General features: G+C 56.3%; 25 protein-coding genes. 9 read left to right on the forward strand and 16 right to left on the reverse strand.

Going from position 1 to position 25,067, the window contains the following annotated elements; all coding sequences use genetic code 11:
• Positions 1-41 precede the first annotated feature (41 nt).
• Both BOA8489_RS07605 and BOA8489_RS07610 read right to left on the reverse strand, forming a co-directional pair.
• Complete coding sequence (locus tag BOA8489_RS07605) at positions 42-1,049, reverse strand: TAXI family TRAP transporter solute-binding subunit (protein ID WP_093973421.1); 1,008 nt, start codon at positions 1,047-1,049, stop codon at positions 42-44.
• 128 nt (positions 1,050-1,177) lie between these two features.
• Entirely contained in the window at positions 1,178-1,807 is a 630-nt protein-coding gene (locus BOA8489_RS07610) for an NUDIX hydrolase (RefSeq protein ID WP_306345754.1), read from the reverse strand.
• Here BOA8489_RS07610 and BOA8489_RS07615 point away from each other — a divergent pair.
• Positions 1,753-2,904 (forward strand): acetoin utilization protein AcuC, encoded by a 1,152-nt coding sequence (locus BOA8489_RS07615; protein WP_245813727.1) that lies wholly within the window; start codon positions 1,753-1,755, stop codon positions 2,902-2,904. The two genes, BOA8489_RS07610 and BOA8489_RS07615, sit on opposite strands and share 55 nt — an antisense overlap.
• Positions 2,895-3,455 carry an RNA 2',3'-cyclic phosphodiesterase gene (thpR, locus tag BOA8489_RS07620; protein ID WP_093973423.1) on the forward strand — a complete coding sequence of 187 codons (561 nt, stop codon included), beginning with the start codon at positions 2,895-2,897 and terminating at the stop codon, positions 3,453-3,455. Before BOA8489_RS07615 ends, thpR begins: the two co-directional genes overlap by 10 nt.
• Here thpR and BOA8489_RS07625 read toward each other — a convergent pair.
• Positions 3,433-4,464, reverse strand: a complete 1,032-nt coding sequence (locus tag BOA8489_RS07625) for an N-acetylneuraminate synthase family protein (RefSeq protein ID WP_093973424.1) — start codon at positions 4,462-4,464, stop codon at positions 3,433-3,435. The genes thpR and BOA8489_RS07625 overlap by 23 nt on opposite strands.
• Before the next feature lie 139 nt (positions 4,465-4,603).
• Here BOA8489_RS07625 and BOA8489_RS07630 point away from each other — a divergent pair, with 139 nt between their 5' ends.
• Both BOA8489_RS07630 and BOA8489_RS07635 read left to right on the forward strand, forming a co-directional pair.
• Positions 4,604-5,890: a 3-deoxy-D-manno-octulosonic acid transferase gene (locus BOA8489_RS07630; RefSeq protein WP_176440232.1), complete on the forward strand. Its 1,287-nt coding sequence runs from the start codon at positions 4,604-4,606 to the stop codon at positions 5,888-5,890.
• Entirely contained in the window at positions 5,887-6,564 is a 678-nt protein-coding gene (locus tag BOA8489_RS07635; protein ID WP_093973426.1) for an acylneuraminate cytidylyltransferase family protein, read from the forward strand. Before BOA8489_RS07630 ends, BOA8489_RS07635 begins: the two co-directional genes overlap by 4 nt.
• Here BOA8489_RS07635 and BOA8489_RS07640 read toward each other — a convergent pair.
• From BOA8489_RS07640 to BOA8489_RS07660, 5 genes are all read right to left on the reverse strand, one after another.
• A complete protein-coding gene (locus tag BOA8489_RS07640; protein ID WP_245813729.1) occupies positions 6,561-7,235 on the reverse strand; it encodes a rhomboid family intramembrane serine protease in 675 nt (224 codons plus the stop codon). The genes BOA8489_RS07635 and BOA8489_RS07640 overlap by 4 nt on opposite strands.
• 21 nt (positions 7,236-7,256) lie before the next feature.
• Positions 7,257-8,639: a hypothetical protein gene (locus tag BOA8489_RS07645; RefSeq protein ID WP_093973427.1), complete on the reverse strand. Its 1,383-nt coding sequence runs from the start codon at positions 8,637-8,639 to the stop codon at positions 7,257-7,259.
• Positions 8,640-8,644: 5 nt separating this feature from the next.
• Entirely contained in the window at positions 8,645-9,250 is a 606-nt protein-coding gene (locus BOA8489_RS07650) for a polysaccharide biosynthesis/export family protein (protein ID WP_093973428.1), read from the reverse strand.
• A 121-nt stretch (positions 9,251-9,371) separates the two neighbouring features.
• Positions 9,372-11,819 carry a tetratricopeptide repeat protein gene (locus BOA8489_RS07655; RefSeq protein ID WP_093973429.1) on the reverse strand — a complete coding sequence of 816 codons (2,448 nt, stop codon included), beginning with the start codon at positions 11,817-11,819 and terminating at the stop codon, positions 9,372-9,374.
• Positions 11,820-11,915: 96 nt separating this feature from the next.
• On the reverse strand, positions 11,916-12,593 hold the full coding sequence (locus BOA8489_RS07660) for a sugar transferase (RefSeq protein WP_245813731.1): 678 nt from the start codon (positions 12,591-12,593) through the stop codon (positions 11,916-11,918).
• A 506-nt stretch (positions 12,594-13,099) separates the two neighbouring features.
• Here BOA8489_RS07660 and BOA8489_RS07670 point away from each other — a divergent pair.
• From BOA8489_RS07670 to BOA8489_RS07680, 3 genes are read left to right on the forward strand one after another with little or no spacing between them, the layout of a single operon-like run.
• Positions 13,100-13,954 (forward strand): ExeA family protein, encoded by an 855-nt coding sequence (locus BOA8489_RS07670; protein ID WP_093973432.1) that lies wholly within the window; start codon positions 13,100-13,102, stop codon positions 13,952-13,954.
• On the forward strand, positions 13,951-15,471 hold the full coding sequence (locus BOA8489_RS07675; RefSeq protein ID WP_093973433.1) for a GumC family protein: 1,521 nt from the start codon (positions 13,951-13,953) through the stop codon (positions 15,469-15,471). Before BOA8489_RS07670 ends, BOA8489_RS07675 begins: the two co-directional genes overlap by 4 nt.
• A 23-nt stretch (positions 15,472-15,494) precedes the next feature.
• Entirely contained in the window at positions 15,495-16,328 is an 834-nt protein-coding gene (locus tag BOA8489_RS07680) for a CpsD/CapB family tyrosine-protein kinase (protein ID WP_093973434.1), read from the forward strand.
• Positions 16,329-16,341: 13 nt separating this feature from the next.
• Here the strand turns inward: BOA8489_RS07680 and BOA8489_RS07685 are convergent, their stop codons facing one another.
• The 8 genes from BOA8489_RS07685 to BOA8489_RS07720 form a co-directional block, all read right to left on the reverse strand.
• A complete protein-coding gene (locus tag BOA8489_RS07685) occupies positions 16,342-17,664 on the reverse strand; it encodes a UDP-glucose dehydrogenase family protein (RefSeq protein WP_093973435.1) in 1,323 nt (440 codons plus the stop codon).
• Between the two features lie 75 nt (positions 17,665-17,739).
• Positions 17,740-18,624 carry a glucose-1-phosphate thymidylyltransferase RfbA gene (gene rfbA / locus BOA8489_RS07690; RefSeq protein ID WP_093973436.1) on the reverse strand — a complete coding sequence of 295 codons (885 nt, stop codon included), beginning with the start codon at positions 18,622-18,624 and terminating at the stop codon, positions 17,740-17,742.
• The gene (gene rfbD / locus BOA8489_RS07695; RefSeq protein WP_093973437.1) at positions 18,621-19,478 is read right to left on the reverse strand and encodes a dTDP-4-dehydrorhamnose reductase; all 858 of its coding nucleotides are present in this window, start codon (positions 19,476-19,478) and stop codon (positions 18,621-18,623) included. Before rfbD ends, rfbA begins: the two co-directional genes overlap by 4 nt.
• Positions 19,475-20,515: a dTDP-glucose 4,6-dehydratase gene (gene rfbB / locus BOA8489_RS07700; RefSeq protein ID WP_093973438.1), complete on the reverse strand. Its 1,041-nt coding sequence runs from the start codon at positions 20,513-20,515 to the stop codon at positions 19,475-19,477. Before rfbB ends, rfbD begins: the two co-directional genes overlap by 4 nt.
• Positions 20,512-21,069, reverse strand: a complete 558-nt coding sequence (gene rfbC, locus BOA8489_RS07705; RefSeq protein WP_093973439.1) for a dTDP-4-dehydrorhamnose 3,5-epimerase — start codon at positions 21,067-21,069, stop codon at positions 20,512-20,514. Before rfbC ends, rfbB begins: the two co-directional genes overlap by 4 nt.
• Before the next feature lie 108 nt (positions 21,070-21,177).
• Positions 21,178-21,978 (reverse strand): metal ABC transporter permease, encoded by an 801-nt coding sequence (locus BOA8489_RS07710; protein ID WP_093973440.1) that lies wholly within the window; start codon positions 21,976-21,978, stop codon positions 21,178-21,180.
• A 2-nt stretch (positions 21,979-21,980) separates the two neighbouring features.
• On the reverse strand, positions 21,981-22,715 hold the full coding sequence (locus BOA8489_RS07715; protein WP_093973441.1) for a metal ABC transporter ATP-binding protein: 735 nt from the start codon (positions 22,713-22,715) through the stop codon (positions 21,981-21,983).
• Positions 22,712-23,191, reverse strand: a complete 480-nt coding sequence (locus BOA8489_RS07720) for a Fur family transcriptional regulator (protein WP_093973442.1) — start codon at positions 23,189-23,191, stop codon at positions 22,712-22,714. Before BOA8489_RS07720 ends, BOA8489_RS07715 begins: the two co-directional genes overlap by 4 nt.
• A 96-nt stretch (positions 23,192-23,287) precedes the next feature.
• Here BOA8489_RS07720 and BOA8489_RS07725 point away from each other — a divergent pair, with 96 nt between their 5' ends.
• Together BOA8489_RS07725 and BOA8489_RS07730 are read left to right on the forward strand one after the other, a co-directional pair.
• Positions 23,288-24,265: a zinc ABC transporter substrate-binding protein gene (locus BOA8489_RS07725; RefSeq protein WP_093973443.1), complete on the forward strand. Its 978-nt coding sequence runs from the start codon at positions 23,288-23,290 to the stop codon at positions 24,263-24,265.
• 106 nt (positions 24,266-24,371) lie between these two features.
• Positions 24,372-25,043, forward strand: a complete 672-nt coding sequence (locus tag BOA8489_RS07730) for a GntR family transcriptional regulator (RefSeq protein WP_093973444.1) — start codon at positions 24,372-24,374, stop codon at positions 25,041-25,043.
• Positions 25,044-25,067 lie beyond the last annotated feature (24 nt).

Genomic DNA, 25,067 nt, shown 5'->3' on the forward strand with positions numbered 1-25,067 from the left:
TCCCCCGGTAAATCGCCCGCGTTGCGCGGGCGAAGCTTAGTTCAGTTCGCGATCAGGCGCGCCGGGATATCAATGCCCTGTTCGGAATAATACCGAGCTGCACCGGGGTGCAGCGGAGCTGGCAAACCAGCGATCGCCCGTTCAAGGGCCATGGCCTGTGTTGCCGGGTGGATTGCCTGAAGAAACGGCAGGTTTTCGTAGATTGTCTTTGTGATCAGATAGACGTTTTCCTCAGGAATATCGGCATTCGTTGCCAGGAAGTTCGGCTGCGCAATCGTGTTCCAATCGGCGTCTTGGTTTGGATAGGTGCCGGCAGGGATCACGTAACGGGTCCAGAGATCACGTCCGCCGTCCATCGCAGCCATCTGCTCGTCAGTCACGTCAAGCGGTGTCACGCTGTCTCCTGCCGCTGCCATAAGCTGCGAGACCGCGCCGGTTGGAACGCCGGCTGGCGTGTTGATGCCTTTGACCTGACCGTTCTGCAGGGCCTCGGCAGAAGGGCCGTAGCCTGCGAAAACCAGATCATAATCGTTGTCGAGATCGACGCCGAGACCGGTTAGAAGCGTGCGATTGGAACCGATCGTACCCGAGTTCTGGGTTCCCATCGCCATGCCCTCGCCCTTGAGGTCGGCAAGAACTCCAACGGTTCCGTCGCCCGCAACATCCGAAGACACAATGAACTGCTCAACGTTCTGCCACAGCATCGTAATCGAGCGCAGGTTCTCCTGCGGGCCGGATTCTGCGATCGGACCGGTTCCGCTTACTGCATAGCTTCCGAAAAGGCCCTGCATAATAGCGAACTGCGCTTCGCCTTCGCGCAGAAGGCGTACGTTCTCTCCCGAACCAGCCGAACTGATCGCGGACATGCCAATCTTTTCGCCTGGCTCAAGTTTGACCTTCACCAGTGTCGAAAGTGCCACGCCAACCGGGTAATAGGTTCCGCCTGTAGATGCGGTCGCAAGGACATAACTTGCCTCTTCCGCTTGCGCGGTTGCGCCGAATGAAACAGCCGCGACTGCCACGATGGCAACCTTTTTAACATCAAGCATTTTTCTCTCTCCCTGAGAATTGTTTTTTTGACTCGGACAAAGTGTATTTCGTTTCAGGCGAAATGCCAGTGCCGAGGGTATAAAACTGCACACTCTGACCCAAATTTCGAGAGCAATCGATGCAGGTTTCAGCTGTCTCTCGGGTCGAAATTTAACAAAATACCGGCAAGTTCGCGTTCCTGCACCATCGCAGCGGCCTTTTTGGGAGAAACCCATTTGCGCTTTCGACGGTTCTTTTCAGGCCATTCACCGGCCACTGAGTTCACTTTCAATGGGAAAATTGCAACAACACAGGGGAGTTTTTCGGAATCGGGCAAGGCTTTAACATAGCTGTAAATACCAAGACAGACGGTGCGGGCCTTTCCGGTCACGCCGGCTTCTTCCCATGCCTCGGTGACTGCGGTTTGCGCCGGCGTGGCACCATCGAGAGGCCAGCCCTTCGGTACAATCCAGCGCCCGGACCGTTTTGATGTCACCAAAAGAATCTGCACCTTGCCATTGTGCGAACGCCAACAAAGTGCGCCAAACTGTGTGCGCACATCGCGTTTATCATAGTTTTCAAGGTTGAGCGCCTGCTGCTTGATCTTGGCCATGCTCATTTTCATCGCCCGTTCGACTTGCCTTGGTTTATCCGGAACTACGTTTTTCAAAACGCTAACATCCCATCGAAAGAAGGCAAGGAATTCTCTTTGGCCCACAATTATTGAAGCGTCCTGTGTTGTTTGAATCGCCATCATCATCGCCAAAGCTGATTTCATCGGAGATCTATCGCAATTCTACTTATGGCGCGTGGCATCCTCTGGCGATCCCTCGGGTCTCGACTGTCATGGATCTTGCGATGGCACTTGGATGGCTCACACCCGACGAGTGGGTTCGAAGCCCGCGCGCTCGGCCGAAAGCTCTTTCGGCTTGGCACAGCCCGGACTATGTGGCGGCCGTCATGAAAGCGGAAGAAGAGGGTTCGGTCTCGGACGAGGTACGCAGGCGATACAATCTCGGAACCCACGCGAATCCCGTTTTCGCCGAGATGTACCGCAGGCCAGCTACCGCCGCGGGCGCGGCAATCTGGGCCGGCGAGAACTTGAAGGACGGTGGTGTGTTATACTCACCGGCAGGGGGCACACATCACGGCATGCCCGATCACGCCAACGGGTTTTGCTATTTCAACGATCCGGTTCTGGCCATCCTCTCGATGCGTGAATACGGCGTGCAGCGCATCGCCTATGTCGATATAGATGCGCACCACCCCGATGGAGTCGAGCATGCCTTTGCGACCGACCCGGACGTCCTTATGATTTCTGTCCACGAAGAACGCCGCTGGCCTTTCAAGGGTCATTTGGAGGATCGAGGCGTCGGCAACGTCTTCAATCTGCCTGTTCCCCGTGGTTTCAACGACGCTGAAATGCGTGCAGCCCGCGAGGACATCATCTTGCCGTTGGTGCAGGCGTTCCGACCCGAAGCGATCATCCTGCAATGCGGAGCAGATGCGGTAACCGAGGATCCCTTGTCGCGTCTGGCGCTTTCCAATAATGCCCATTGGGCGATTGTGGAGGCGTTGAACGGCATGGCGCCGCGTTATCTTGTTCTGGGCGGTGGGGGCTATAATCCGTGGAGCGTGGGACGCCTTTGGACAGGGGTATGGGGGACGCTTACGAAGCAGAAATTCCCGGAGCGATTGCCGCCTTTGGCCGAGGCCGTCTTGCGGGACTTGTCGTGGCCGGGCCGCGCGGCGGGACGCAATCCGCCGGAGCATTGGTTCACGACAATCTGCGATCTTCCGCGAGAAGGCCAGATCAAACCGGAAGTGCGTGAAAGGCTTGATGCTCTTGGTGCGCGAATGACGGCATGGCTCTGATGCGCTTGTTTTTGGGGATAGACCTTCCAGATACTCTGCGCGGGGCGCTGGAGGGGTTGCAAAAAGGTTTGCCGCCCGGACGACCTGTGCCGTGGGAAAATTTTCATCTGACGTTGGTTTTCCTTGGTGATGTACCTGAACCTTTAACAGATGAGCTTGACCTTGCGCTGGACGGTATGCGCTTCTGCCTGCCCCCGATTACACTAAGCGGACTTGGCCAGTTTGGCAGTGCCAGCCCCCGTGCCATATGGGTCGGAGTAACACCCTTGCCGCCGCTTGAAGCCCTTCACCGGCGTCTGGCGAATGCTGCGCGTCGGGTTGGATGTGACATCCCGAGCCGACGATTTGTCCCGCATGTTACGCTTACTCGCTTCGCACGCGACACAGTCGATCCGATTGCAGTCGCGCGCGCTTTCGAAAAACGGGGCAGGGTGGAGTTGCCGGCATTTCAGCCTTATGCCCTGACGCTTTTTCGATCCCACCTTCGCACGGATGGGCCGGTTTACGAGCCTTTGGCAGACTATCCGATTACGCCAGATCCGACCATTTGAGCTGCGTGTTCTTGGTTAAGGTACGCGTCAGGCGCTTGCCGACGACTTTATCGAAGTCATAGCCAGCAATCTCTCCCGAGCCGGGGCGACGCCCCCAGATATCCGCTTCCTCGATAAGGTGACCTTCCGGCAGATCGCGGTCAGCGACAACGCTGGTGCGCGCGAAACGATAGACGGCTTCTTCGGCAGAGGTTCGGCGCTTTTCGTTGTGAAGTGCGATGTGGATTTCGCGCGATCGATCGATTAGGTGCCGGAGTTCGGCCGGATCCATTGAATTGACGATGTCGGGGCCTTCCCGATACCGCGTATCCGTGAAGTGTCGTTCGAGAATACAAGCGCCCAAGGCAACCGAAGCCAAGGCCATTTCAGGCCCGATCGAATGGTCCGAGAACCCGACGACGGCGTTCGGGAACGCGGCGCGAAGGTCGCTCACGCCGCGCAGCGATACGATCTCGGGCGGCGATGGATATAGGTTGGTGCATTCCAAAAGCGCGTATTCGATGCCGGCATCTTCCAGAATTTGCACCGAGGCACCGATCGTATCGATCGTCTGCATACCCGTTGACATGATAACGGGCTTTCCTTTCGCCGCGATATGACGGATCAGCGGAAGATGATCGGCTTCGCCCGAGCCGATCTTGAAAGCAGGCACACCGATCTCTTCCAGAAAGTCAGCGGCCGACCGCGAAAACGGCGTGGAGATATAGATCAGGCCAAGGTCTTCGGCATGGGCTTTCAGCGCGATCTCATCATCGGCGGACAGCGCGCTTTCTTCCATCACCTGCCAGATCGACTTGCCCCCTGCATTGGGAGGCAGAACATCTTTCGCTTCAGCGGTCATTTCGTCTTCGACAAAATGGGTCTGGTGCTTGACGATTTCGCAACCGGATTGCGCGGCCAGCGTCACCATGTGTTTAGCGACATCAAGGCTGCCTCCGTGATTGATGCCGATTTCAGCGATGACAAGGGGGGGCTCTGTAGGTCCGATCTTCCGGTGAGCAATCTTCATAGGCCGCAACGTCCTCTTCTTGTGTTCTGCAAGGTCTACCGGGAAGTGACTGCGCTTCACAAGCGCCCTTGCGTCTGGCGTTAAAGCCGGTTTCTTTCGGACTATGATTTCGACGCACCCGAACGCCAAGGCCGCACCCTTGCGATACCGACTTGCCATGGCGCTGTATCAGGCGGCGTGGGTGGTCGCTTTGCCACTGGTCTGGAGGTATTTTCTCAGACGCGCCGCAGGTGATCCGGGCTATGGGGATCATCTGGATGAACGCAAAGGCATTTTGCCCGCTACGTCAGCAGATGTCTGGATTCATGCGGTATCGCTGGGAGAATTTCGCTCGGCCTTGCCAGTTATCGAAGGGTTGCTTGCCAATGGACTACGCCTGGTTATCACCCATGCGACGCCAGCGGGACGTCGAGCATCTCATGTAGCGCTTGGAGAACCAATCGCGCGCGGACAGGTGATCGTTTGTTATGCGCCGGTGGACCGGGTGCGATACTGGGAGCGCTTTTTCGCGACGACGAAGCCCGCCGTCGGGTTGGTTTTCGAGATGGAGTTCTGGCCTGCAATGACCGAAGCCGCCGCGCGTGCGGGTTTGCCGCTTTGGTTCGTCAACGCACAAATTCCTGAGAAAAGCTTTCCGCGTGCGCACCTGGTGTTTCGACTCCTTGGCGCGCATCCGGTGTCACGATCCGCTGGTGTTCTGGCAAAGTCCACGCGCATGGCGGACCGGTTTCGCGCCCTGTCCGCGCCGGTGGTTGACGTTGCTGGCGAGACACGATTTGACATCGCACCACCCCAAAATCACGTCGCTGCGGGCGCACGCCTGAAAGCGTCGCTTGGTCAACGGTCGGTTTATGCCTTTGCAAGTGTCGTCGAGGGGGAGGAACAAACATATCTTGAAGCGTGCAAGACGCTTGCCAAAGCCGATCCGAAACCCCTGATCATATGGGTCCCCCGCGCGCCGGAGGTCTTCGACCGGACGGCACAAGACATTGAGAAGGCAGGATTGCGCCTAAAGCGGCGTACCAGGGTGCTCGATAAAGGGCTTGGCGTCACCGCCTCGCTTGACGATACGGATGTGTTGCTGGGGGATTCGTTCGGGGAGATGTTCTTTTATCTGACGGTTGCGGACGTCGTCAGCGTCGGGGGCGGGTTTGTCGAAAAGGGAGCGCACAACGTGATTGAACCCTTGGCGCTGGGCAAGCCGGTGATCGTCGGGCCTCATATCTGGACCATTGAATTTCCCGGACGGGAGGCGCGGGACGCAGGTGTGCTGACGGTCTGCGAAAACCCCGATACACTGGCGGAAATGCTTGAGGACGCGCGCGGTGGTTCTGCGATGGCGGCACAGGATTTCCACAAGGCGAACCTTGGCGCGTCAAACAGGATCCTTGAGCATGTGGAACGAGAAATGGAGCGAAACGCATGAGCAGGTTTGTAGCGGTCGTTCCTGCGCGGGCAGGCTCGAAGGGCGCTTTGGGCAAGAACACGCGGAACTTTGCAGGCGTTCCGCTATGGCGTCGCGCAGCCGAACAAGGGCTTTCAGCAGGGGCCGACCAGGTTGTTGTCACCACCGATATCAAATCAGTGATCGCGGGCGAGTTTCCATCGGGCATTCGCATCGTTGCACGACCGGACGCGCTTGGAGGAGATAGCGTGCCGATGGCGCCTGTCTTGATGCACGCGCTGGATGATCCATCGCTTGCAGGTGCAACGATTGTCTTGCTGCAGCCGACATCACCCTTGCGAAGTGATGCGGATATTCGTGCCGGAATTGCCCTTTATGACACGGGTGCTTTCGATCTTGTCCTCAGTGCGACCGAGACCGACCGTGGTATCTTGAAGTTCGGCACTCGCGAAGGGGATCGTTTCGCGCCACTTCGGCAAGCCGAGCATTGCTTTTCAAATCGTCAGTCCCTCCCGCCAGTCTGGAAGCCCAACGGCGCGGTTTATGTGTTTGGACGTGACTGGTTTTTGAGAAATGGCGGTTTTGTGAGCGATCGGATCGGAATGATAGAATTGCCGCTTGAGCGGTCGCATGACATTGATACCGATGCCGATTTTGAGCGCACTGAAGCGGCTTTCCTGACGCTGAACAGTTAATCGACAAGACCGTCGATGTCACGGCTGCGCGGATCGACCAAGAGGGCGGCAACCCATCCCGCAACAAAGCCGCCGAGATGAGCTTCCCACGCCAGAAGCCGGTCCATCGCGAAATACAGAACGACATTCAGCGTGATCAAGAAACCAATCGCGCGCAGAACCGGCCACATCTTTGCGCGGAATGTGAAACGGTCAACATATTCCCAGGCAAGAATTGCGCCCACCAGACCAAAGAGCGCCCCGGACGCGCCGACCATCGGGCGATAGCTGTCGCTGAGTATTGCAAAGCCGACCGCTCCACCGAGGATGGAAAACCCAAAAATGAAGGCACCCTTCCAAAGCCCAACCCGATCAAGAACGAGAGGGGCAATCGAAGCCAGTGTAACCATGTTCACGACCAAGTGGACCCAGCCGCTATGCAGAAAGCCATAGGTGAAAAACATCAGCCATGGCTGCGCGGCATAGTTCGGCTCCCAGTCGTTAAGTACTCCGGGCCAGAAACCCGCGAATTCATAGACCGTCAGCCGGAAACGAGGGATGTCGATCAGCCTGAGATCCCCCGCGATCAAAACGGCCTCGACGGCGGCATACAGGCCGATCAGCACGAAGACGGATTTGTAGACCTTCGGCTTGAACTTTTCCGCGCTTGGTTCGTCGGGGTTGTTGGTCACAACATATCCCGTCGGTATCGATTAAAAACCAAACGAGAAATCGCGACCAACGTTCAAGAACAGGGTGTTTGACGTGCGCTTGTCGGCTCCGTCTTCAGTGATCCGAACGTGTCGCAATCCTGCGTTCAATGCCCAGTCTTCATTCAAATCACGGGTATATCGGATTCCGGCGGCGGTGCGTTCGTCACCATCTTCTTCGCCAAATTGAGCGGCCGAGCCATAAGAAAAATCAGCACTCCAGGACGAGATCGAATTGATTGGGGCCTCAAACCCCAATCCGGCAGAGGTATTGAGGAAGGCGTCACCATCGCTGGTCGACGGACTTTGAACGAGGTTCGCGGTCAATGTCCCGCCCGCAGCCTCTCGCGTGTAGCCAAGCTGTGTCGTGAATTCCAAATCCTCGTCTTCTTGGTCCACGACACCAAGCGACAAGGTTAGGCCGCCGGTTGGCAGGTCAAAACTACGCGTAACGCTTGCGCTTGTGCGTCGACCGCTGTTGTCGATGCGGCTGGAAAGCGACGCGGCTAGTGTTCCATCGGGGCGCGGTTGAAGCACGCCAAAACTGAGGCCGAGACCGTCACTTTCGTTCGTCACGGTGCTCCCATTCAGCGTCTCTGCCGAGTCGATTGAAATATCCGCTGACAGCTCAAGCCCCGTGCGGGTTTGCGTGGTTACGCCGGTTCCTATTGACTGCGAAGTCCGGGAGGTGTCGACAAGATCATCGATTTCAGTCTTGACGTAGTTTGTGGTCAGGCGCGCCGTGGTTGCCGGATTGATACTGAAACGCGCAGTTGCACTGATGCGGCGGGAGTCGCTGTCCTTCAGGTCTGGATCAGATGCATCGACATAGGAATTCGAAGTCAGACCGAATGAAAGATCAACGCCGAATGGCGCATCAATGCCGGTTGAGAAGTCTGCGGACAGTCGTGTGAGCTGGCGGGTACCCCCCTCGACGATCAAAGCGTCAGGGTCGAATACACCGTCCACGAAAAAGCCAAATACATCGTCATCAAGGTCTGCTTCGTCGTAACGCGCGGACAAGGAAAGCCGCGAGTTGGCCCCGTCGCGTGCATAAGACAGGGCGATGTTGGAGCGTCGTATATCCAAGGCATCGGCTTCGGTGCTTGCACCGCCATCGTCGCCTTCAATACCGGCCCCAAGGCTGAAGCGAAACCTGTCGACTCTTGTCTCGCTGGTAACCGAGAAACCCAAGTTCGTCACAGATGTCAGCGTGGTCCCGTCGGGTACCGTTACCAGATCGGGGTTGTCGCTGACTTCAAGTCCTGTTGAGAACGAAAGGTTTCCGCGGATGCCTGTCCCGTCCTGCGCAAGGACGGGCGAGGCGATCATAGCCGCGAGCGCAAGGGCAGCAGTTTTTAGTTGTCCCGGTCGCGTTTTTTTCATGTTTACTACTCGAAGAGGCGTCTCTCGGGCACAATGATAACATCACCGTCAGCAAGAACAATGTCTGATCCGACCGAAGCGCCATTTGCAATGGCGTTATAATTGATGCGAGACACCGTTTGTTCACCGGTTCTCGGGTTCGAGCGACGCAGAAGGATGCGCTTTGTTGCTGCGAAACGTGTGAAGCCGCCCGACGTTGACAGAGCCTGCAAGACAGTCGTGCCACGCTCGATACGCTTTTGGCCGGGTGCACCGATCTCGCCCAACATGAAGATGTCGATGGTCGGTCCAACCTGTGGTCCTTGAGATTCAACGAGTGGGCGCAGAGCCTGAACAGTAACGAAAACCGTCGGAGTCGCTGCAAAATTCGAAGCGATGCCGGCTGCAATGCTGCCCGCAACGGCATCGGGTGACCGCCCGCCAGCCTGAACGCTTCCTGCAAATGGGAAGGTAATCGTTCCGTTTGGAAGAACCAGCAAAGACCGGTTCAGGGACGGATCTTCCAGAACCTCGACAGCAAGCGTGTCGCCGCTGCGGATATTGTATTCGCTTTGCGCATAAGCGACAGTTGCCGCCATGAACGCTATGATAGCCAAAACCAGAGTTTTCATCGTATTCACCCCCAAAAAAACTTCGTCCCGACGACTATGGGACTCTTTACCTTACTGTCAAAGCGTCAAATCAAGGTCGATCCCATCCCTTAACGCGTTGTGTTCAAAGGGCTACATGCCCCTATTGCTCCAAAACCGTCGATGATGACAGCCGCTCTAGTGCGGATTGAGCGAGTTCCATCTGCGGTCTGGGATCATCTTCGCCTGCAAGTTCAAGGGCACGTTGATAAGCCAACACCGCGTCATCGGACCTTCCTACCGCTTCGAATGCGGCCGCAAGATGGTACTGGACGATCGGATCATTCGCCAAAGCCCTTGCCGCCGGTTCGAGGTATTCAATGGCCTCTTCCGACTGTCCGCGACGATGCAGAATCCAGCCATACGTGTCTTGGAACGGCGGCACTTCAGTCCCGCGGAGGCGGCGCGCAATCGCAAAGGCGCGCTCCAGACTTTCTTCGTCTGTCTTGTACGTCGCAAGCAGGCTGGCGAGGTTGTTGGCGACGACCAGAATGCCGGAATTCTTCTCGTACATGTCCGAATAGATCTGGATTGCGCCATCGATATCGTTCGCTCGCTCAAGGAACGTAGCCTTCGCCCAAAGAAGATTTGGTGCGTCTGGATTCGCTGCGAGGGCATTTTCCAGGGTCTCGCTTGCGGCTTCGAGGCGTCCTTGGGAACTCTGAGCCCGGATCAACTGGATCCAGGCATTTTCGAAGGTTGGCTCGGCGTCGGTAATGCTTGAAAAGGTGACTTCGGCCTCTTCATAGTCCCGCAAAGCGAGTTGCGTGCCGCCAAGTACCATCTTGAGGCGGGGATTTTCCGGCTGCGACGATACGATTTCGTTGGCTATTTCAAGTGCCTCATCGCGCTCTCCGGAGCGCAAGCGCTCACGTAGTAGAGCTACCTGTGCCGCGACGCCGGCGTCGGAGCCGCGTGCGATCTCTTCAAGAGCTGCCAACGCCTGCTCGCGACCATCGCGGCGAGACAAGATCTGAAGGCGAAGAGAATCCGCCAATCCATTTGCGCGATCATTGCCGGTTCTTCTCAGCGTTGATTCAACCTGCAACGCTCGCGGCCAGTCTTGCATACGCAGGTAGACTTCGCCGAGCGTCTGAAGGAGCGAGATATCCGACGGCGCCGTACGTAACGAGCGCACAAGGGCGTCTTCGGCGGGGCGCAGGCGCTCGGCGGCAATGAGTGTTCGCACAAACCGCAGCGTTTCCTGTGGCGCGTAATTCGATGCCTCGGCAGCCAGCGACAACATGTCTTGCGCCAGTTCCGTTTCGCCTGCGCGGCGATGTGCCTGAGCCATCAATGTCATCGCCTCGAAATCCTGTGGATCCTGATCAAGCGCGCGTCTGAGTTTATTGATTGCGTCGTTGGCCTTGTCTCTATCAATCAACCAACCCGCACTAAGCTTCAATGCGGCCGCCTTCGAAGGATCGTCCGCAAGAACCTCTTCAACAAGTTGACGTGCGCCCACTTCATTGCCGTCGGCAATCAGCATCCGGGCGAGGGTGACCTTGAAATCGTTAGTCTGATCGTCGTCCGGGCTTGCCTCATCAACGATAGATTGCATCTCGGCGATGGCGGCGACGCGGTCACCGGAGTCAAACAGAACGCCGGAGCGCAAAGCGCGCAGCACCGCGTTTCCGGAATAACGCTCGATCGAGTCGTCAATCTCGGCAAGGGCGGCTTCGCTTCCACGCACTTCGCGAATGAAGCTGATCAACGCGATTTGCAGATCTAGGCTGTTTTCGGCCTCGGCGATCTGTTCGCGCAGAAAGTCTTCTGCTGTCTCAGGTCGCCCAAGCGCAGTCAGCAAGCGGACAAGGGAACCCTTTGTCGCCGCGTCGTCCGGGAAGGCCGCAACCGTGGCGCGCAAATGATTTTCAAGTGTATCAAAATCCTCCAGCTGCGCGAGGACCGAAGACTTCAGTCCGTAAAAGAATTGCGAGTCAGGTCTGAGCGTAATTGCGCGGTCGATATACTGGATGGTGTCGTCAATTCGATCCTGGCGCGACAGTCCCTCGATGACGATGCGAAGAAGCGTGACGTCCTCGGGGTTCGTGTCGATGAGTGCGATGGCGTCGGTCGTCAACGCCTCCATTTTCTGATCGTCTTCAGCAACTGCGGCAGCACGGAACTCCAGCACAAGCTCAATGACATCGACGCCTTCGATGCGTTCGCTTGCGTCCAGGAGGGGCGCCGCATGCCGCGCAACTTCATCCCAGTTCTGAGCCTCGATCGCCATTTGCGACAGCGCCATGCGAGCTTCGAGGTCATTCGGGCTTTGTTCTGCAATGCGCAGGTAATTCGCATAGGCATCGCTGAAATTCCCGCGCTCGCGTACGGTTTCAGCATAGAGGCGTCGGCCCTCCACATGAAATTCGTCCAGTGACAGGACGTTTCTCAGTTCGACTAGCGCACGCTCAACGTCGCCGGCGGCAATCAGTTCGAGGCTATTTGTATAATGGCCTTCTGCACGTTCTTCGGCACTGTCACACGCAGCCAGCAGCACCATTGCTGTGCCCAAAGCAAGGCCACGAGAAAAGGTTGAGAAACGCATAAAGGACTCCTTGGCACAATTTGGAGCGACACTAACAAACACACACAGACGCAACTAGCCCAGCAAGCCCACTGTTGCGTGATTAATTCGACATCTTTAAATACCGGTTCCCCTAATCACGACGCTCATCGTTTTTGCAAGGATTTTGAGATCCTGCCAAGCCGACAGGCTCAGATCATAGGAATCGTCGTAGTAGGCCCGGTCTGCAAACTCGGTCTGGTTCCGTTTTGAAACCTGCCAAAGACCCGTCATCCCCGGGCGCAGACTGTAGTAGCTTCGGCCCGGATACAAAGCCTGCTGACTAGGCAACATCGGGCGCGGCCCAACCAGCGACATATCGCCAATCAATACGTTGATGATCTGCGGCATCTCATCGATGGACGTACGGCGCAGAGCGCGACCGATCCGGGTGCAGCGGGGATCATTCTCCAACTTCTGCTTTGTATCCCATTCGCTGCGCGCACTCGGGCTGCGCGACAGATGGGTTTCAAGCAGGACCTCGGCATCGGGAACCATTGTCCGGAATTTCCAGATCGTAAAGCGGCGTCCGTCTCGGCCGACACGTTCCTGGCGAAAGATCGGCGAGTGCCCGTCCGAAGCAATCGCCACAGCAATCAGAGCGAGAAACGGCGCGACAAAAGGAAGGGAAATCAGAACGAGCGTGATATCGACTACTCGTTTGAGGCCGGACCGATAAATTCCTCTGGCTTTGACTGACCCAGAAATCGGCAGAGCATCAACGTTTGCAGCAGTTGGATTTACAACATTCGTCACGTGTACTGTCATACTTTTTACCGAATTACCTTCGGCCCCCTAAAACTCAATGGACTCAAACACAAACCGATCATCCGCAGCACTGAACGGCGAGCCCTGTTTCGTGTTAACATTTAGCGCTTCACATTGAAAGAATTCCGTTAGAAATGGCCTCCCGGATGCGGACTGCGACAGGGTAAACATCCGCAAAAATGGAATTTTATCGTGGTTAACCGCGAAAAAGTGCCTTCTCCTCGCCATCTTTTGGCCGCATTCATTTTGCAGCGCTGGAAGCGTTTAACAACGATTTGGTAAGCTAATGATTAAAAACTGCACGAATTGTCTACAAATCGTCGACGATCCATTAACTGTCGATATGCGAGTTTTCCCTATGATTCGGGAACGACTCCCGCATTAGGGGGCGAATTTGCAGAAATGTCGTGGCGGCGACATTATATAGCCTTTAAGTCTAGTTAACCCATCCGGCGACTTGATCGGGACCGAAAACCTTTAGTAGTAGCGAGACGATGACGAGTAACGACCTTTACGTTGAGTATTTCGGATTTACCGAGCGACCGTTTACGCTGTTGCCCGATCCAGATTTCCTTTTCTGGTCGCGCGCGCACCGACGCGCGTTTTCCGTGCTTGAATTTGGTGTCATCACGCGCGCTCCAATAACAGTTGTAACCGGCGAAGTCGGGGCGGGGAAAACCACTCTTATTCAAAAACTCCTTCAGGCATTGGACGATGATATTACGCTGGGCTTGATCTCGAATGCGCAGGGTGGCAGGGGCGAGCTATTGCAGTGGGTGCTGAACTCGCTTTCCATAGAAGCGGACCTGAACGGTGCCTATGTTTCCATGTTCCAGCAGCTACAGGACTACGTCATCGAGGAATACGCGAGCGGGCGTCGCGTGGTTTTGCTGATTGATGAGGCTCAGAACCTAAGCGTGGAAGGACTCGAAGAACTGCGTATGTTGACGAACATCAACTCTAACAAGGACGAGTTGTTGCAGCTAATCCTGGTTGGGCAACCCGAACTGCGTCAGATGATCATGCGCCCCGAGTTGCGTCAGTTCGCGCAGCGCGTGACGGCGACCTACCACATTGGCGCGTTGGACCGGGCTTCTGTCGCGGGATATGTGCAACACCGGCTCAATCACGTTGGTGGATCGGGAAACGAGTTTACTTCCGAAGCGATTGCGCTCATCCATGAGCACTCGCGCGGGATACCCAGATTGGTGAATAAATTGTGTGATTTTGCAATGGTTTATGCAGCGACGGAAGAACGACGTGTCGTCGATGGTGCCATCATCGAGGAAGTGCTGGAAGACGGGATTTTTCTGCCTGCGGTACATTTAGCAGGAGACGCAGCTGAATGACTTCTGACTTTGGTTTCTACAAATCGCTGTTCGTGAAGCGAATCCCCATGATGGCGACGATCTTCGTGTTGTGCTCTGCCATCGGCGTCGGTCTGGCGGTGATGTTGCCGTCGCGATACGTCGCCGATGCCACCCTATTGGTGGAAAGTCCGCAAATCCCCGACGAACTTGCCGCGTCTACCGTCAGAACGTCCCCGACGGAACGGTTGCAGATTATCGAGCAAAGATTGCTCACGCGCGCCAATCTCATCGATATCGCAAACGAGTTCGCTGTATTTGAGGGGCGCGGGCGAATGACCCCGGATGATGTTGTCAGCGAGATGCGCGACCTCACCGAAATTCGGCGCACAGCCAGCCGGGGCGGCGCGACCTTCATGACGATCTCGTTCCGCGCTAGGTCCCCAAATCTTTCGGCCAATGTCGCAAACGAATTCGTAACGCTGGTGTTGAGCGAGGATTCCGAGCGCAGGCAGGATTTGGCGGAGCAAACTCTTGAATTCTTTGAAGAAAGCGTTCAGCGGCTTGATCAGCAACTGGGTTTGCAAAGCGCGGCAATCGTACAATTCAAGGATGCCAACCAAGACGCTTTGCCGGAAAATCTGGATTTCCGGATAGATCGACTTGCACGACTTCAAGATCAGTTGATCGCCGCAGCACGAGACCGTGCAGCGCTTACTGAACAGCGTTCCCGTATGATGGTGATTGGTCAAGGGGGTGGCGCCGGCATTCGCCTTTCGCCCGCCCAGCAAGAACTGAAGACGACGCAGGAAGAGCTTCAGCGGGCGCTGACGGTCTATTCCGAAACCAACCCGCGTGTTCGAATGCTGCGTGCCAGAGTAGCGCAATTGACCGAGGCGGTGAGTTCCGAGGATGCCTCGGCAGTTGCGCCAGTAACCGATCCAACGGCAGCTCTTTTTGATCTTGAAATGGAAGCGATTGAGCGGCGTGTTGCTTTTCTGGATGCGCAAGAAGCTCAGGTCACCGAAGAAGTTGAAGAGTTGCGGGACGCAATCAACAGAACGCCTGAGAACGCAATCCGCTTGGAGTCACTCGAACGCGAGTACCAAAACACCCTCAACCAGTACAATCAGGCGGTCGCCAATCTGGCCCGCGCCCAGACTGGAGAGCGGATCGAAGTCCTGTCAAAGGGTGAACGGATTTCGGTGATTGAACAGGCAACACCTCCTTCGGAACCAAACAGTCCGAACAGACCCCTCATCGCAGGCGGCGGAGTCGTTTTGGGCATGCTGTTGGCAGTGGGAGCGTTCTTGCTCTTGGAATTAACGAACCGCGCGATCCGGCGTCCTGCCGATCTGGTAAAGGGTCTTTCGATCCAGCCGATCGCAACGATACCGTATCTTGAGACATCCGGAGGTAAGGCGCGGCGACGTGCTCTGCAATCGATCCTGATCGCGGGTGTCGCGATTGGAATTCCCGCCATTCTTTGGGCGGTCCACACATTTTATCTTCCGCTTGATCTGATTGTTGATCGGGCCTTGGGAAGATTTGGACTTTAACGCGAGCGGCTCGGGTAGACGACATGGAAAAACTTCAGGCAGCATTGGCTAAGGCGCGGGCGCAACGTGATGGCGAGCCGATTTCAAGAGGTGGCCGTCCGGAGCTTTCGGCACGGGCGAAATCTCGGCGTATCGCGGAATCCGAGGCAAAGGACTCGGTTTGGAGCGCTATCCCGCTTTTCGAGCCGACCGCGCGCCGTATGCAGCAATCCAGGATATTTTCTGCAGACGCTTCGAACGAGGGGACGCATTTCGATATCCTGCGCACCAAGCTGCTCTTGGAAATGCGTCGAAACAACTGGAAGCGCATCGCGATAACTTCGGCATTGGCGGGTTCCGGAAAGACGACTACGGCGTGTAATTTGATTGCAGGCTTCGGGCGACAGCCGGAAGTCCGCTGCATGCTTTTTGATGTCGACTTGCGTCGCCCGTCCGTCGCCAAGTTCTTTGGAGCAACGCCGGAAAGCGGTCTTGTAGATGTATTCGAAGGCAATGTCCCCTTCGCCGAACAAGCCGTTCGTATTCATCCCAACACGATCATGTCAATGACGAACCGGCCACTCAGGGACCCTTCGCAACTGCTTTCCAAGCAGCAAACCGCAGAAACACTTGATGAGATTCAGCAGACGTATCAACCGGACATTATGCTCTTCGATCTTCCACCTGTACTTGTGAGCGACGAAACACGGGCGTTCCTGAAACTTGTAGATGCCGCACTTATTGTCGCTGCCAGCGACACGACTTCTATTGCGCAAGTCGACGAGGTCGAGCGCGAGGTTTCGGAATACACGAATGTTGCGGGGGTGATCCTGAACAAATGCCGTTTCATGGACGAGGGTTACGGTTACTCGTACTGAATTTCCCGGCTAACTAGTGCGGTTGATATGACGTACGTCCAACCGAGGCGTAGCTTTCAAACCCGGCAACTCTTGCGTCCTGCGCCGTATAAATGTTGCGCAGATCCGCCATCCGGGGGGACCGCATGGCACGCGCGATACGTTTTAGATCAAGGGCACGAAATTCGTTCCACTCGGTCAATACAACGATGAGATCCGCATCCTTGGCAGCGTCGTAGATATCGTCATGCCAAGTCACGTCGGGAAGCAGGGCCTTTCCTTCGGGACGACCTTGCGGATCCACGACGTGCACATCACCGCCTTCTTTTGAAACGGGCGGAAGGATCGTAAGTGAGGGGGCGTCTCTCATGTCGTCGGTATTGGGTTTGAACGTTACGCCCAGAACCAACACCTTCTTGCCGCCAAATGAGCCATCGCAAAGGGCGCGCATTTTGTCGATCATACGGGCTTTGACGGTTTCGTTAACGTTGATCACGGATTCCACGATGGTCATCGGGCTGGACGCATTTCGCCCGATCTGTGCAAGGGCCTTAGTGTCTTTGGGAAAACAGGAACCGCCATAGCCCGGGCCCGCATGCAGGAATTTGTTGCCTATGCGACCGTCCAGGCCAATGCCCTTGGCGACCTCTTTCACATCGGCACCCACTTTCTCGCACAAGGCCGCGACTTCGTTTATGAACGTGATTTTCGTCGCAAGAAATGCATTCGCAGCATATTTGATCATCTCGGCGCTTTCGAGATCTGTGCGGATGATCGGGAAATCACGCAGAAAGAGCGGACGGTACACTTCGGACATAATCTCGGCGGCGCGGTCGTTCTCGACGCCCACAATAACGCGATCCGGTCGCATGAAGTCGTCGATCGCGGCGCCTTCGCGCAGAAATTCCGGGTTGGAGGCAACATCGAAATCAAGGTCGGGGTTCGTCTCTGCGACAATTCTTCTGACTTCACGATTTGTCCCCACGGGAACCGTCGACTTGGTGACAATGACCAAATATCCCCGAGCGGCCGCTGCGATCTCGGCCGCCGCGGCATAAACATAGCTTAGATCCGCGTGACCATCGCCGCGCCGTGAGGGTGTTCCAACACCAATGAAGACGGCCTCTGCGTTTTCCAATGCCGACGCGAGGTCTTGCGTGAAACGAAGCCGCCCGGCCGTAACATTCTTGGCGAGCAATGCCTCAAGCCCGGGTTCGTAAATCGGAACCTCACCGGCTTTCAGGCGATCAATCTTCGAGGGATCCTTATCGACGCAAACGACATCATGCCCAAAGTCCGAGAAGCATACGCCCGAGACTAAACCTACATAGCCGGTGCCAATCATCGCAATACGCATTTATCAGATCCTCAGGAATTTCGCTTTTCAAGACATTGCAAATACGACGAGGTCAAGGCCATCGCGATGCTTTGGCTAGGTTTTGTTTTTTGCGGCTGCGATGCTGCGCAGATATTTCCCATAGGAGTTCTTTCCAAGCGGTTCCGCGATTTTCAGCAGGTCGTCGCGGGAAATCCAGCCGTTCTCGAACGCGATCTCCTCGGGTGAACCGGTTTGCAGGCCTTGCCTTTCCTGCAACGTACGCACGAAATTTCCAGCGTCCAGAAGTGAGCCATGCGTCCCCGTGTCAAGCCACGCGTATCCACGGCCCATTCGTTCGACGGAGAGCAATCCGTCGCTGAGATAGCTTTCCAGAAGCGACGTTATTTCCAGCTCGCCTCGTGCCGACGGCTTCACCTGCGCGGCGCGCTCCGGCGCGGTGCCGTCAAGGAAATAAAGCCCTGTCACGGCGTAGTTTGACGGTGGATTGACCGGCTTTTCGATAATGCCGCGCACGTTCTCGCCATCGAAATCCAGAACGCCATACCGTTCCGGATCGGCTACGCGATAACCAAAAACTGTCCCTCCGGTGGCTTGTTCGTCGGCGCGCTTGAGAATGTTCGGAAGGGCATGGCCAAAGAAAATGTTGTCGCCGAGAACCATGGCAGAAGGAGCGCCGTCGAGGAACTCGCGTGCAAGCAGGTAAGCCTGCGCCAATCCATCCGGTGAAGCTTGCGTGATCCACGTCAGTTTCAGCCCCCAGCGGCTTCCGTCGCCCATTATGCGTTGAAATTGAGACTGATCTTCAGGCGTCGTGATAACCGCAACTTCCTGAATGCCCGCAAGCATCAGCACGCTCAACGGATAGTAGATCATGGGTTTGTCGTAAACCGGCAGGAGCTGTTTCGACACGCCAAGTGTGATGGGATACAGCCGCGTGCCCGAGCCGCCAGCAAGAATAATGCCTTTGCGTTTGATCATATCGCGCCGAGCTCCTCCAAAACTGTTGTCAAATCGTCGCGCCAATCCGGGCGTTGAATGCCGAACTCGCGAGCGAGGCTGTCGCAGCTCAGCCTTGAGTTCAATGGGCGTTTCGCAGGCGTTGGATAGTCCGAAGTCAGTATCTCATTGACGCTGACGTCAAGTTTTGATTGCCGAAAAATCTCGCGCGCGAATGAGGCCCAGCTTGCGTCTGGTGCGCCGCTGAAGTGGTAAATGCCAGTCTTGCTGCCATTCCCCAGTTGCGCAGCGATGGCAAGAACTGCATCCGCAATTGCCGCAGCCGAGGTCGGCCCGCCGATCTGGTCTGCAACAATTGAAAGCTTATCGCGTTCCCTGCCAAGCCTCAGCATGGTCTTGACGAAATTGGAGCCGTGGGCACTGAAAACCCAGGATGTGCGGAGGATCACGGAAGGTCCGTTTTCAGCAAGAATCGCTTCTTCTCCCGCCCTCTTGGTCCTGCCGTAAATCCCAAGTGGTCCGGTCGGGGCATCTGGCGTACGTGGTAACTCGCCTGAACCATCAAAGACATAATCAGTGGAGATATGGATCAACGGGATTGCGCGCTTCGCCGCGGTTTGCGCCAGAGCTGCGACGGAAAGGTGGTTCACCAGATTGGCAAGATCCGCCTCGTTTTCGGCCTTGTCGACAGCCGTATATGCTGCCGCGTTGATGATTACGTCAGCATCAACATCCAGCGCAACTTGTGCTACTGTCGAGGCTAACGCGAAGTCCGCCCGGTTTCGCCCAATGGCTTGCACGATCACACCCTTGGGCGCACGCCGCTGGATCTCTGTCGCGACCTGACCGGTCTTTCCAAACAGTGCGATCTTCACTCGTTCGTTCCCAAGCGCTGACCGACACCCTGGCGCGCTAACAGCGGACGCCACCAAGCTTCGTTTTCAAGATACCAATCAACCGTCCGGGCGAGGCCTTGCTCCAAAGTCACGGACGGCGTCCAGTCCAGCTCGTTTCTGATGCGTGCGGGATCAATTGCGTAGCGGCGGTCATGGCCGGGGCGGTCATCAACGAAAGTGATCAGTGACGAATGTGGCGCATTGTGCGGCCTGCGCGCGTCCAGCAAAGCACAAATCATCTGCACCAATTCCAGATTCGACACCTCTGCCTCGCCACCGATGTTGTAGCTTCGACCATCGGTACCCTTCGTCGCGACGGTCAGCAAAGCATCAGCATGGTCTTCCACGAAGAGCCAGTCGCGCACATTCTTGCCGTCTCCGTAAATCGGAATTGGTTTGCCATGCAGTGCATTCAGAATGACGACTGGCACGAGTTTTTCGGGGAAATGGAAAGGGCCGTAGTTATTCGAGCAATTCGAAAGGACGACCGGCAAGCCGTACGTTTCGTGCCAGGCGCGAACCAGATGGTCCGAGGCCGCCTTCGTCGCTGAATATGGGCTTCTGGGGTCATAGGGGGTTGTTTCGGTGAACTGGCCTACTTCGCCCAGACTGCCGAAGACCTCATCTGTCGAGATATGATGGAAGCGAAAACTGCCCGCGCGCCCTGCTTCGTTCCAATGGGTACGGGCGGCCTCTAGCAGAGTATATGTGCCTGTGATGTTGGTTTCCACAAAAGCGGCCGGCCCGTCGATTGAGCGATCAACGTGACTTTCGGCAGCCAGATGCATGACGATATCGGGTTGGTGTTTCTTGAAGAGCCTGTCCAGAGAAGCGCGGTCACAGATGTCGGCTTGTTCAAAGACATAGCCCGGGGCGTTGTCCACTGACGCTACATTCGCCAGATTTGCCGCATAGGTAAGCTTGTCGAGGTTCACCACCTCGTGTCCGTCGCGCACGGCCTGCCGAACAACGGCTGAGCCGATGAAGCCAGCGCCACCTGTTACCAAGAGCTTCATTTGGGTTCCCAATCAAACGGGCTATCGAAATCTGACAGCCGTTGTGCATTCGCGTCTTTTGGCGAAAGTAATGGTGCGGATTTCAGCCCCCAATCGATTCCGCAACTGTCCCAGTGGACGGCCCCGTCCGCGCCAGCGTTATAGTAGTCGCTGCACTTGTATATGATCTCGGTCATTGGTTCGAGCGTGAGAAAGCCGTGCAAGAAACCTGCGGGAATGAGAAGTTGTCGCCCGTTCTCGAAACTAAGTGTTTCGGCGTGCCATTTGCCGAAGGTAGGAGAGCCTTTTCGGATATCGACGGCGACATCAAGAAGACTACCTCGGCCACATCGTACCAGTTTGGCCTGCGCATATGGGGGCGACTGGAAGTGCAGTCCACGCAGTGTGCCAGGGGCATCGGACATCGAATGGTTGTCCTGAACAAAGGGAATATCGATCCCAGCTTCGGACATCCGGGCACCATTCCAGCTTTCCGAGAAGAACCCGCGTGAATCCCCGTGACGCGCTGGCTCGAGGATCAAGACATCCGGAAGGAGGGTCTGTTTTACAATCATAATGGCAATCAAACTCAACAAGGTTGATGGGGGATTAACAGCACTCGCTCAAAAGGTCATCAATCTCCAAAGAGCCAGTGTTTCGCCGTGTTCGCAAGGAAACACTCGTCAACGCATGCCGCGATAGAAAGCGCCTGTGATCAAGGACAGCATGAACAGGCAAAACGCAACCGTGACGATGCTGGGACCCGCCGGGGTGTCCGCCCAAAGCGACATTTGCAGACCGCCGAAGGCTGCGATGATTGCGACCAGGATGGCAATCACCGCCATGCTTTCCGGTGTCCGGGCGAGTGGCCTCGCGGCAGCTGCCGGGATAATAAGCATCGCCGTGATTAATATAACTCCGACAACTTTCAGCGCCACGGCAACGACAATGGCCAAGGTAATCGACAGTACCAATTGCTCGCGGTCGGGATCCAAACCTCCCGCCCGCGCCAGTTCGGGGCTCATAGTTGCGGTGAGCAGGGCATCCCATCGCCAGACGAGCAAGGCGAGGACCGACAGCGCGCCAGCCCAGATGACGACGAGGTCCGTGACACTGACCGCGAGAATGTCGCCAAACAGAAAGGCCATCAGATCGACGCGCACGCCACTTAAGAACGAGACAGCAACGAGTCCGATTGCCAAAGACGCGTGAGCCATCACGCCAAGAAGTGTATCCATCGCAAAGCCGCGACCGCTCAATCGCGACACGAGCGTTGCCATCAGGATCGTGACGAACAGGACCCCCAGAAACACCGACAGGTTGAAGGCCAGCGCGAGGGCGACCCCGAGGATTGCGGCATGTGCAGTCGCATCCCCGAAATACGCCATGCGCCGCCACACGACGAAACATCCCAAGGGTGCTGCGGCAACGGCAACCGCAATGCCGGCCAGCGTTGCCCGGATCAGAAAGTCGTCGAATAGCATGCTCATTCCACGTGCTCATGTTTGTGTGAGTGCTCATGATCGTGGTCATGCCGATATAGGGCCAAAGCACCACCCGTCCCGGAGCCAAACAACGCGCGGTACTCTGGTGCGCTTGCGACATGCGCCGGGTGACCTTCGCAGCAGATGTGGCCGTTCAGACAAATCACGCGATCAGAGGACGCCATTACGACGTGGAGTTCATGGCTCACCATCAAAACCGCGCAACCTATATCATCGCGAATGTCTCCGACAAGTTGGTAGAATGCCGCCGAGCCGGGCTGGTCAAGCCCCTGTGTCGCTTCGTCCAAAATGAGCAGTTCAGGCTTTGCAAGCAATGCTCGGGCGAGCAGGACGCGTTGAAGCTGGCCGCCTGAAAGCTCTGATAACTGTTTGCTTGCAATGTTCTGTGCGCCCGCAAGTTCAAGCACATGGGCCGCCTCGCTGCGGGACACTCTTTTGGGCAGGGACAAGAACCTCAGCACCGTGACCGGCAAGGTCGAATCAACGTGGAGTTTCTGCGGGACATATCCAATTCGCAGTCCTGGCCTTACGGTCAAGGTGCCGCCGGCAGGCGGCACGGCACCGATGATCGCACGCAGCAATGTGGATTTGCCGGAGCCGTTCGGCCCAACGATCGTCACGATCTCTCCTGGCATGATTGCCAGCGTGACCTGTGCGAGAACCGTTTGACCGTCAAGTTTCACGGATAGTGCCTCGGCTTTGAAAAGCGGTGTCATGATTCACCTGCCTGGCATTTGGGGCAGAGGCCTTCAATTTCGACGACAGCATGTTCGATTTGAAAACCGGCGGCTTTGGCGGTGCGCCCGACCGCACTTTTCTTTGGAGCGGCGTCCGTTTCAGCGACGGCGTCGCAGTTCCGGCAAATGAGGAAGGCTGGTGTATGCGCGTTTTCCGAGTATCCGCAGGCGATAAACGCGTTCAGCTTTTCAATTCGGTGTGCAAACCCATGCGCAACGAGGAACTCCAACGCGCGATACGCAACCGGTGGCTGAGAGCCAAGCCCTTCGTCGCGCAATATATCGAGAATTTCATATGCTCCCCGTGCGCGATGATCCGAAAGCAGAATTTCCAGAACGCGTCGGCGGACGGGCGTGAACTGCAGCCCCGCTGAGCGACATGCAGCGTCAGCCCGTGCGACCGCAGAGGCGATACAAGAGGAGTGGTCATGTAGTTCGAAACCCAAGGGTGCCATGGATCCCTCCGAATGCGGTGCAGAAGCCTATTGATATGTTATATGATAACACTTAACAAGCACTTCGTTTGAAACAGTCATTACGGATATATTGGAATGCAGCCTCTGAAAATTGCCTTGAGCGCTCTGATTGCGGGCTTGCCCTCAATGACTCTTGCGGATGCCCCCCGAGTGGTTGCGGATATCGCGCCTGTGCATTCGCTCGTGGCACAAATCATGGATGGCGTCGGCGAACCCGACCTTTTGTTGCCTGCGGTCACATCGCCACATGATTACTCTTTGCGTCCTTCCGACGCACGGATCCTGCAAGATGCCGATGCGGTTTTCTGGGTCGGCGGCGCGTTAACTCCTTGGTTGGCGGAGACACTTGAAACACTTTCGGCGTCAGCAACAACCATCTCATTAATTGAGTCCGAAGGAACAGTCCGACGCGCGTTCCGCGAGGGAGCCACATTCGCTAAAGTCGGCGAGGATGATGACCATGACCATGACCACGGTCACAAGGATGAAGACGATCACGACCATGCCGAAGCGGCGCATGATACACATGACCATTCGGGTCTGGACCCACATGCATGGCTTGATCCCGTAAATGCCAGCACGTGGCTGAAAGTCATTGCTTCGGAACTGTCGCGGATCGATCCGGAGAATTCATCGCTTTACCAAAGCAATTTGAGCAATTCGCTGCGTGTTATCAACGTGCTTACGCAGGAGTTGGAAGAGGACTTGCGGTCAGTGGCGCCGCTTCGCTTTGTCGTTCTTCACGACGGGTACCGCTATTTTGAGGACCGATTTGGGATGCGCGCAGTTGGTGCCATCAGCGCAAGTGATGCAGCCGCCCCTAGCGCCGGACGCGTCAGAGCTATCCGACACGCGATCAAAGAGCAGGGCGTTTCGTGCTTGTTCACCGAGGTGCAACTAGATGCACCGATTGTGGATGTCTTTGCCGGGGAAACGGATATCGCGGTTGGTACGCTTGACCCGCTGGGGGCACTCCTTGAGCCTGGAAAGGATCTTTATGCAGAAAAAATGAAGGGCATCGCCGCCGCCTTCAAAGCGTGCATGTCTCTTTAGCAGCGGGCTTTCCAGTCGCGTCCGGAATAAGAAATATTTTAACGTATACATAGATGTATTTGACGATACATCCCCCAACCATTATTGCTCGGCTGGGGGCGTGGCCATGAAGTCAGTGAAATCTATCAGTCGGACCGATGAAGCCTACGCGCGGCTTAAGGACGACATACGTGCCAATTGTTTGGCCCCGGGGCATCTAGAACCAGAGCCTGAATTGGCCGCACGACTTGGAATGAGTCGCACCCCCGTGCACGAGGCGCTGATCCGGCTTGAAGCGGAAGGACTTGTGGAGATCGTTCCGCGGCGAGGTGCCCGGGTGCTGCCTATCAGTGCCGACGATATGAGAGAGATCTACGAAATTCTGACCGCGCTTGAACCAGAAGCCGCGGCGTGCCTTGCTGCCCGCCAGCCCAGCGAGAAAGAAATCGACCCACTTGATCAGGCGACGCAGGATATGACTGACGCGCTGGACAAGGGCGACCTCGATAGGTGGGTCGAGGCGGATGACAGATTTCATCAAACGCTTCTCAGACTTCATGGAAACAAGCGCCTGGCAGCATTCGTAGGAGCGCTTTTCGATCAATCCCATCGCGCGCGCATGGTGACCCTCCGCTTGCGGGAGCCTCCGATCATATCGACTGCAGAACACAGGATCATTCTTGAATTCCTGCGTCGTGGTGACGCCGAAGGAACGCGAGAGGCGTTTCGAAAACACCGTCAGCGGACTTCAGTGGAACTGATCTCCATTCTCGAAGACTATCGGCTGCCTCATTTATGATGTGTCCGTCCAACAAACAGGAGC

The sequence above is a fragment of the Boseongicola aestuarii genome (assembly GCF_900184815.1).
In the GTDB taxonomy this organism is placed as follows: Bacteria; Pseudomonadota; Alphaproteobacteria; order Rhodobacterales; family Rhodobacteraceae; genus Boseongicola; species Boseongicola aestuarii.

Coding starts and splice junctions, on each gene's coding strand:
- thpR (WP_093973423.1), top strand. CDS start 2,895: ATGGCTCTGATGCGCTTGTTTTTGGGGATAGACCTTCCAGATACTCTG.
- BOA8489_RS07650 (WP_093973428.1), bottom strand. CDS start 9,250: ATGAAAACTCTGGTTTTGGCTATCATAGCGTTCATGGCGGCAACTGTC.
- BOA8489_RS07605 (WP_093973421.1), bottom strand. CDS start 1,049: ATGCTTGATGTTAAAAAGGTTGCCATCGTGGCAGTCGCGGCTGTTTCA.
- BOA8489_RS07610 (WP_306345754.1), bottom strand. CDS start 1,807: ATGAAATCAGCTTTGGCGATGATGATGGCGATTCAAACAACACAGGAC.
- rfbA (WP_093973436.1), bottom strand. CDS start 18,624: ATGATCAAACGCAAAGGCATTATTCTTGCTGGCGGCTCGGGCACGCGG.
- BOA8489_RS07675 (WP_093973433.1), top strand. CDS start 13,951: ATGACTTCTGACTTTGGTTTCTACAAATCGCTGTTCGTGAAGCGAATC.
- BOA8489_RS07645 (WP_093973427.1), bottom strand. CDS start 8,639: ATGAAAAAAACGCGACCGGGACAACTAAAAACTGCTGCCCTTGCGCTC.
- BOA8489_RS07685 (WP_093973435.1), bottom strand. CDS start 17,664: ATGCGTATTGCGATGATTGGCACCGGCTATGTAGGTTTAGTCTCGGGC.
- BOA8489_RS07725 (WP_093973443.1), top strand. CDS start 23,288: ATGCAGCCTCTGAAAATTGCCTTGAGCGCTCTGATTGCGGGCTTGCCC.
- BOA8489_RS07710 (WP_093973440.1), bottom strand. CDS start 21,978: ATGCTATTCGACGACTTTCTGATCCGGGCAACGCTGGCCGGCATTGCG.
- BOA8489_RS07655 (WP_093973429.1), bottom strand. CDS start 11,819: ATGCGTTTCTCAACCTTTTCTCGTGGCCTTGCTTTGGGCACAGCAATG.
- rfbB (WP_093973438.1), bottom strand. CDS start 20,515: ATGAAGCTCTTGGTAACAGGTGGCGCTGGCTTCATCGGCTCAGCCGTT.
- BOA8489_RS07625 (WP_093973424.1), bottom strand. CDS start 4,464: ATGAAGATTGCTCACCGGAAGATCGGACCTACAGAGCCCCCCCTTGTC.
- BOA8489_RS07730 (WP_093973444.1), top strand. CDS start 24,372: ATGAAGTCAGTGAAATCTATCAGTCGGACCGATGAAGCCTACGCGCGG.
- BOA8489_RS07720 (WP_093973442.1), bottom strand. CDS start 23,191: ATGGCACCCTTGGGTTTCGAACTACATGACCACTCCTCTTGTATCGCC.
- BOA8489_RS07715 (WP_093973441.1), bottom strand. CDS start 22,715: ATGACACCGCTTTTCAAAGCCGAGGCACTATCCGTGAAACTTGACGGT.
- BOA8489_RS07635 (WP_093973426.1), top strand. CDS start 5,887: ATGAGCAGGTTTGTAGCGGTCGTTCCTGCGCGGGCAGGCTCGAAGGGC.
- rfbC (WP_093973439.1), bottom strand. CDS start 21,069: ATGATTGTAAAACAGACCCTCCTTCCGGATGTCTTGATCCTCGAGCCA.
- BOA8489_RS07680 (WP_093973434.1), top strand. CDS start 15,495: ATGGAAAAACTTCAGGCAGCATTGGCTAAGGCGCGGGCGCAACGTGAT.
- BOA8489_RS07670 (WP_093973432.1), top strand. CDS start 13,100: ATGACGAGTAACGACCTTTACGTTGAGTATTTCGGATTTACCGAGCGA.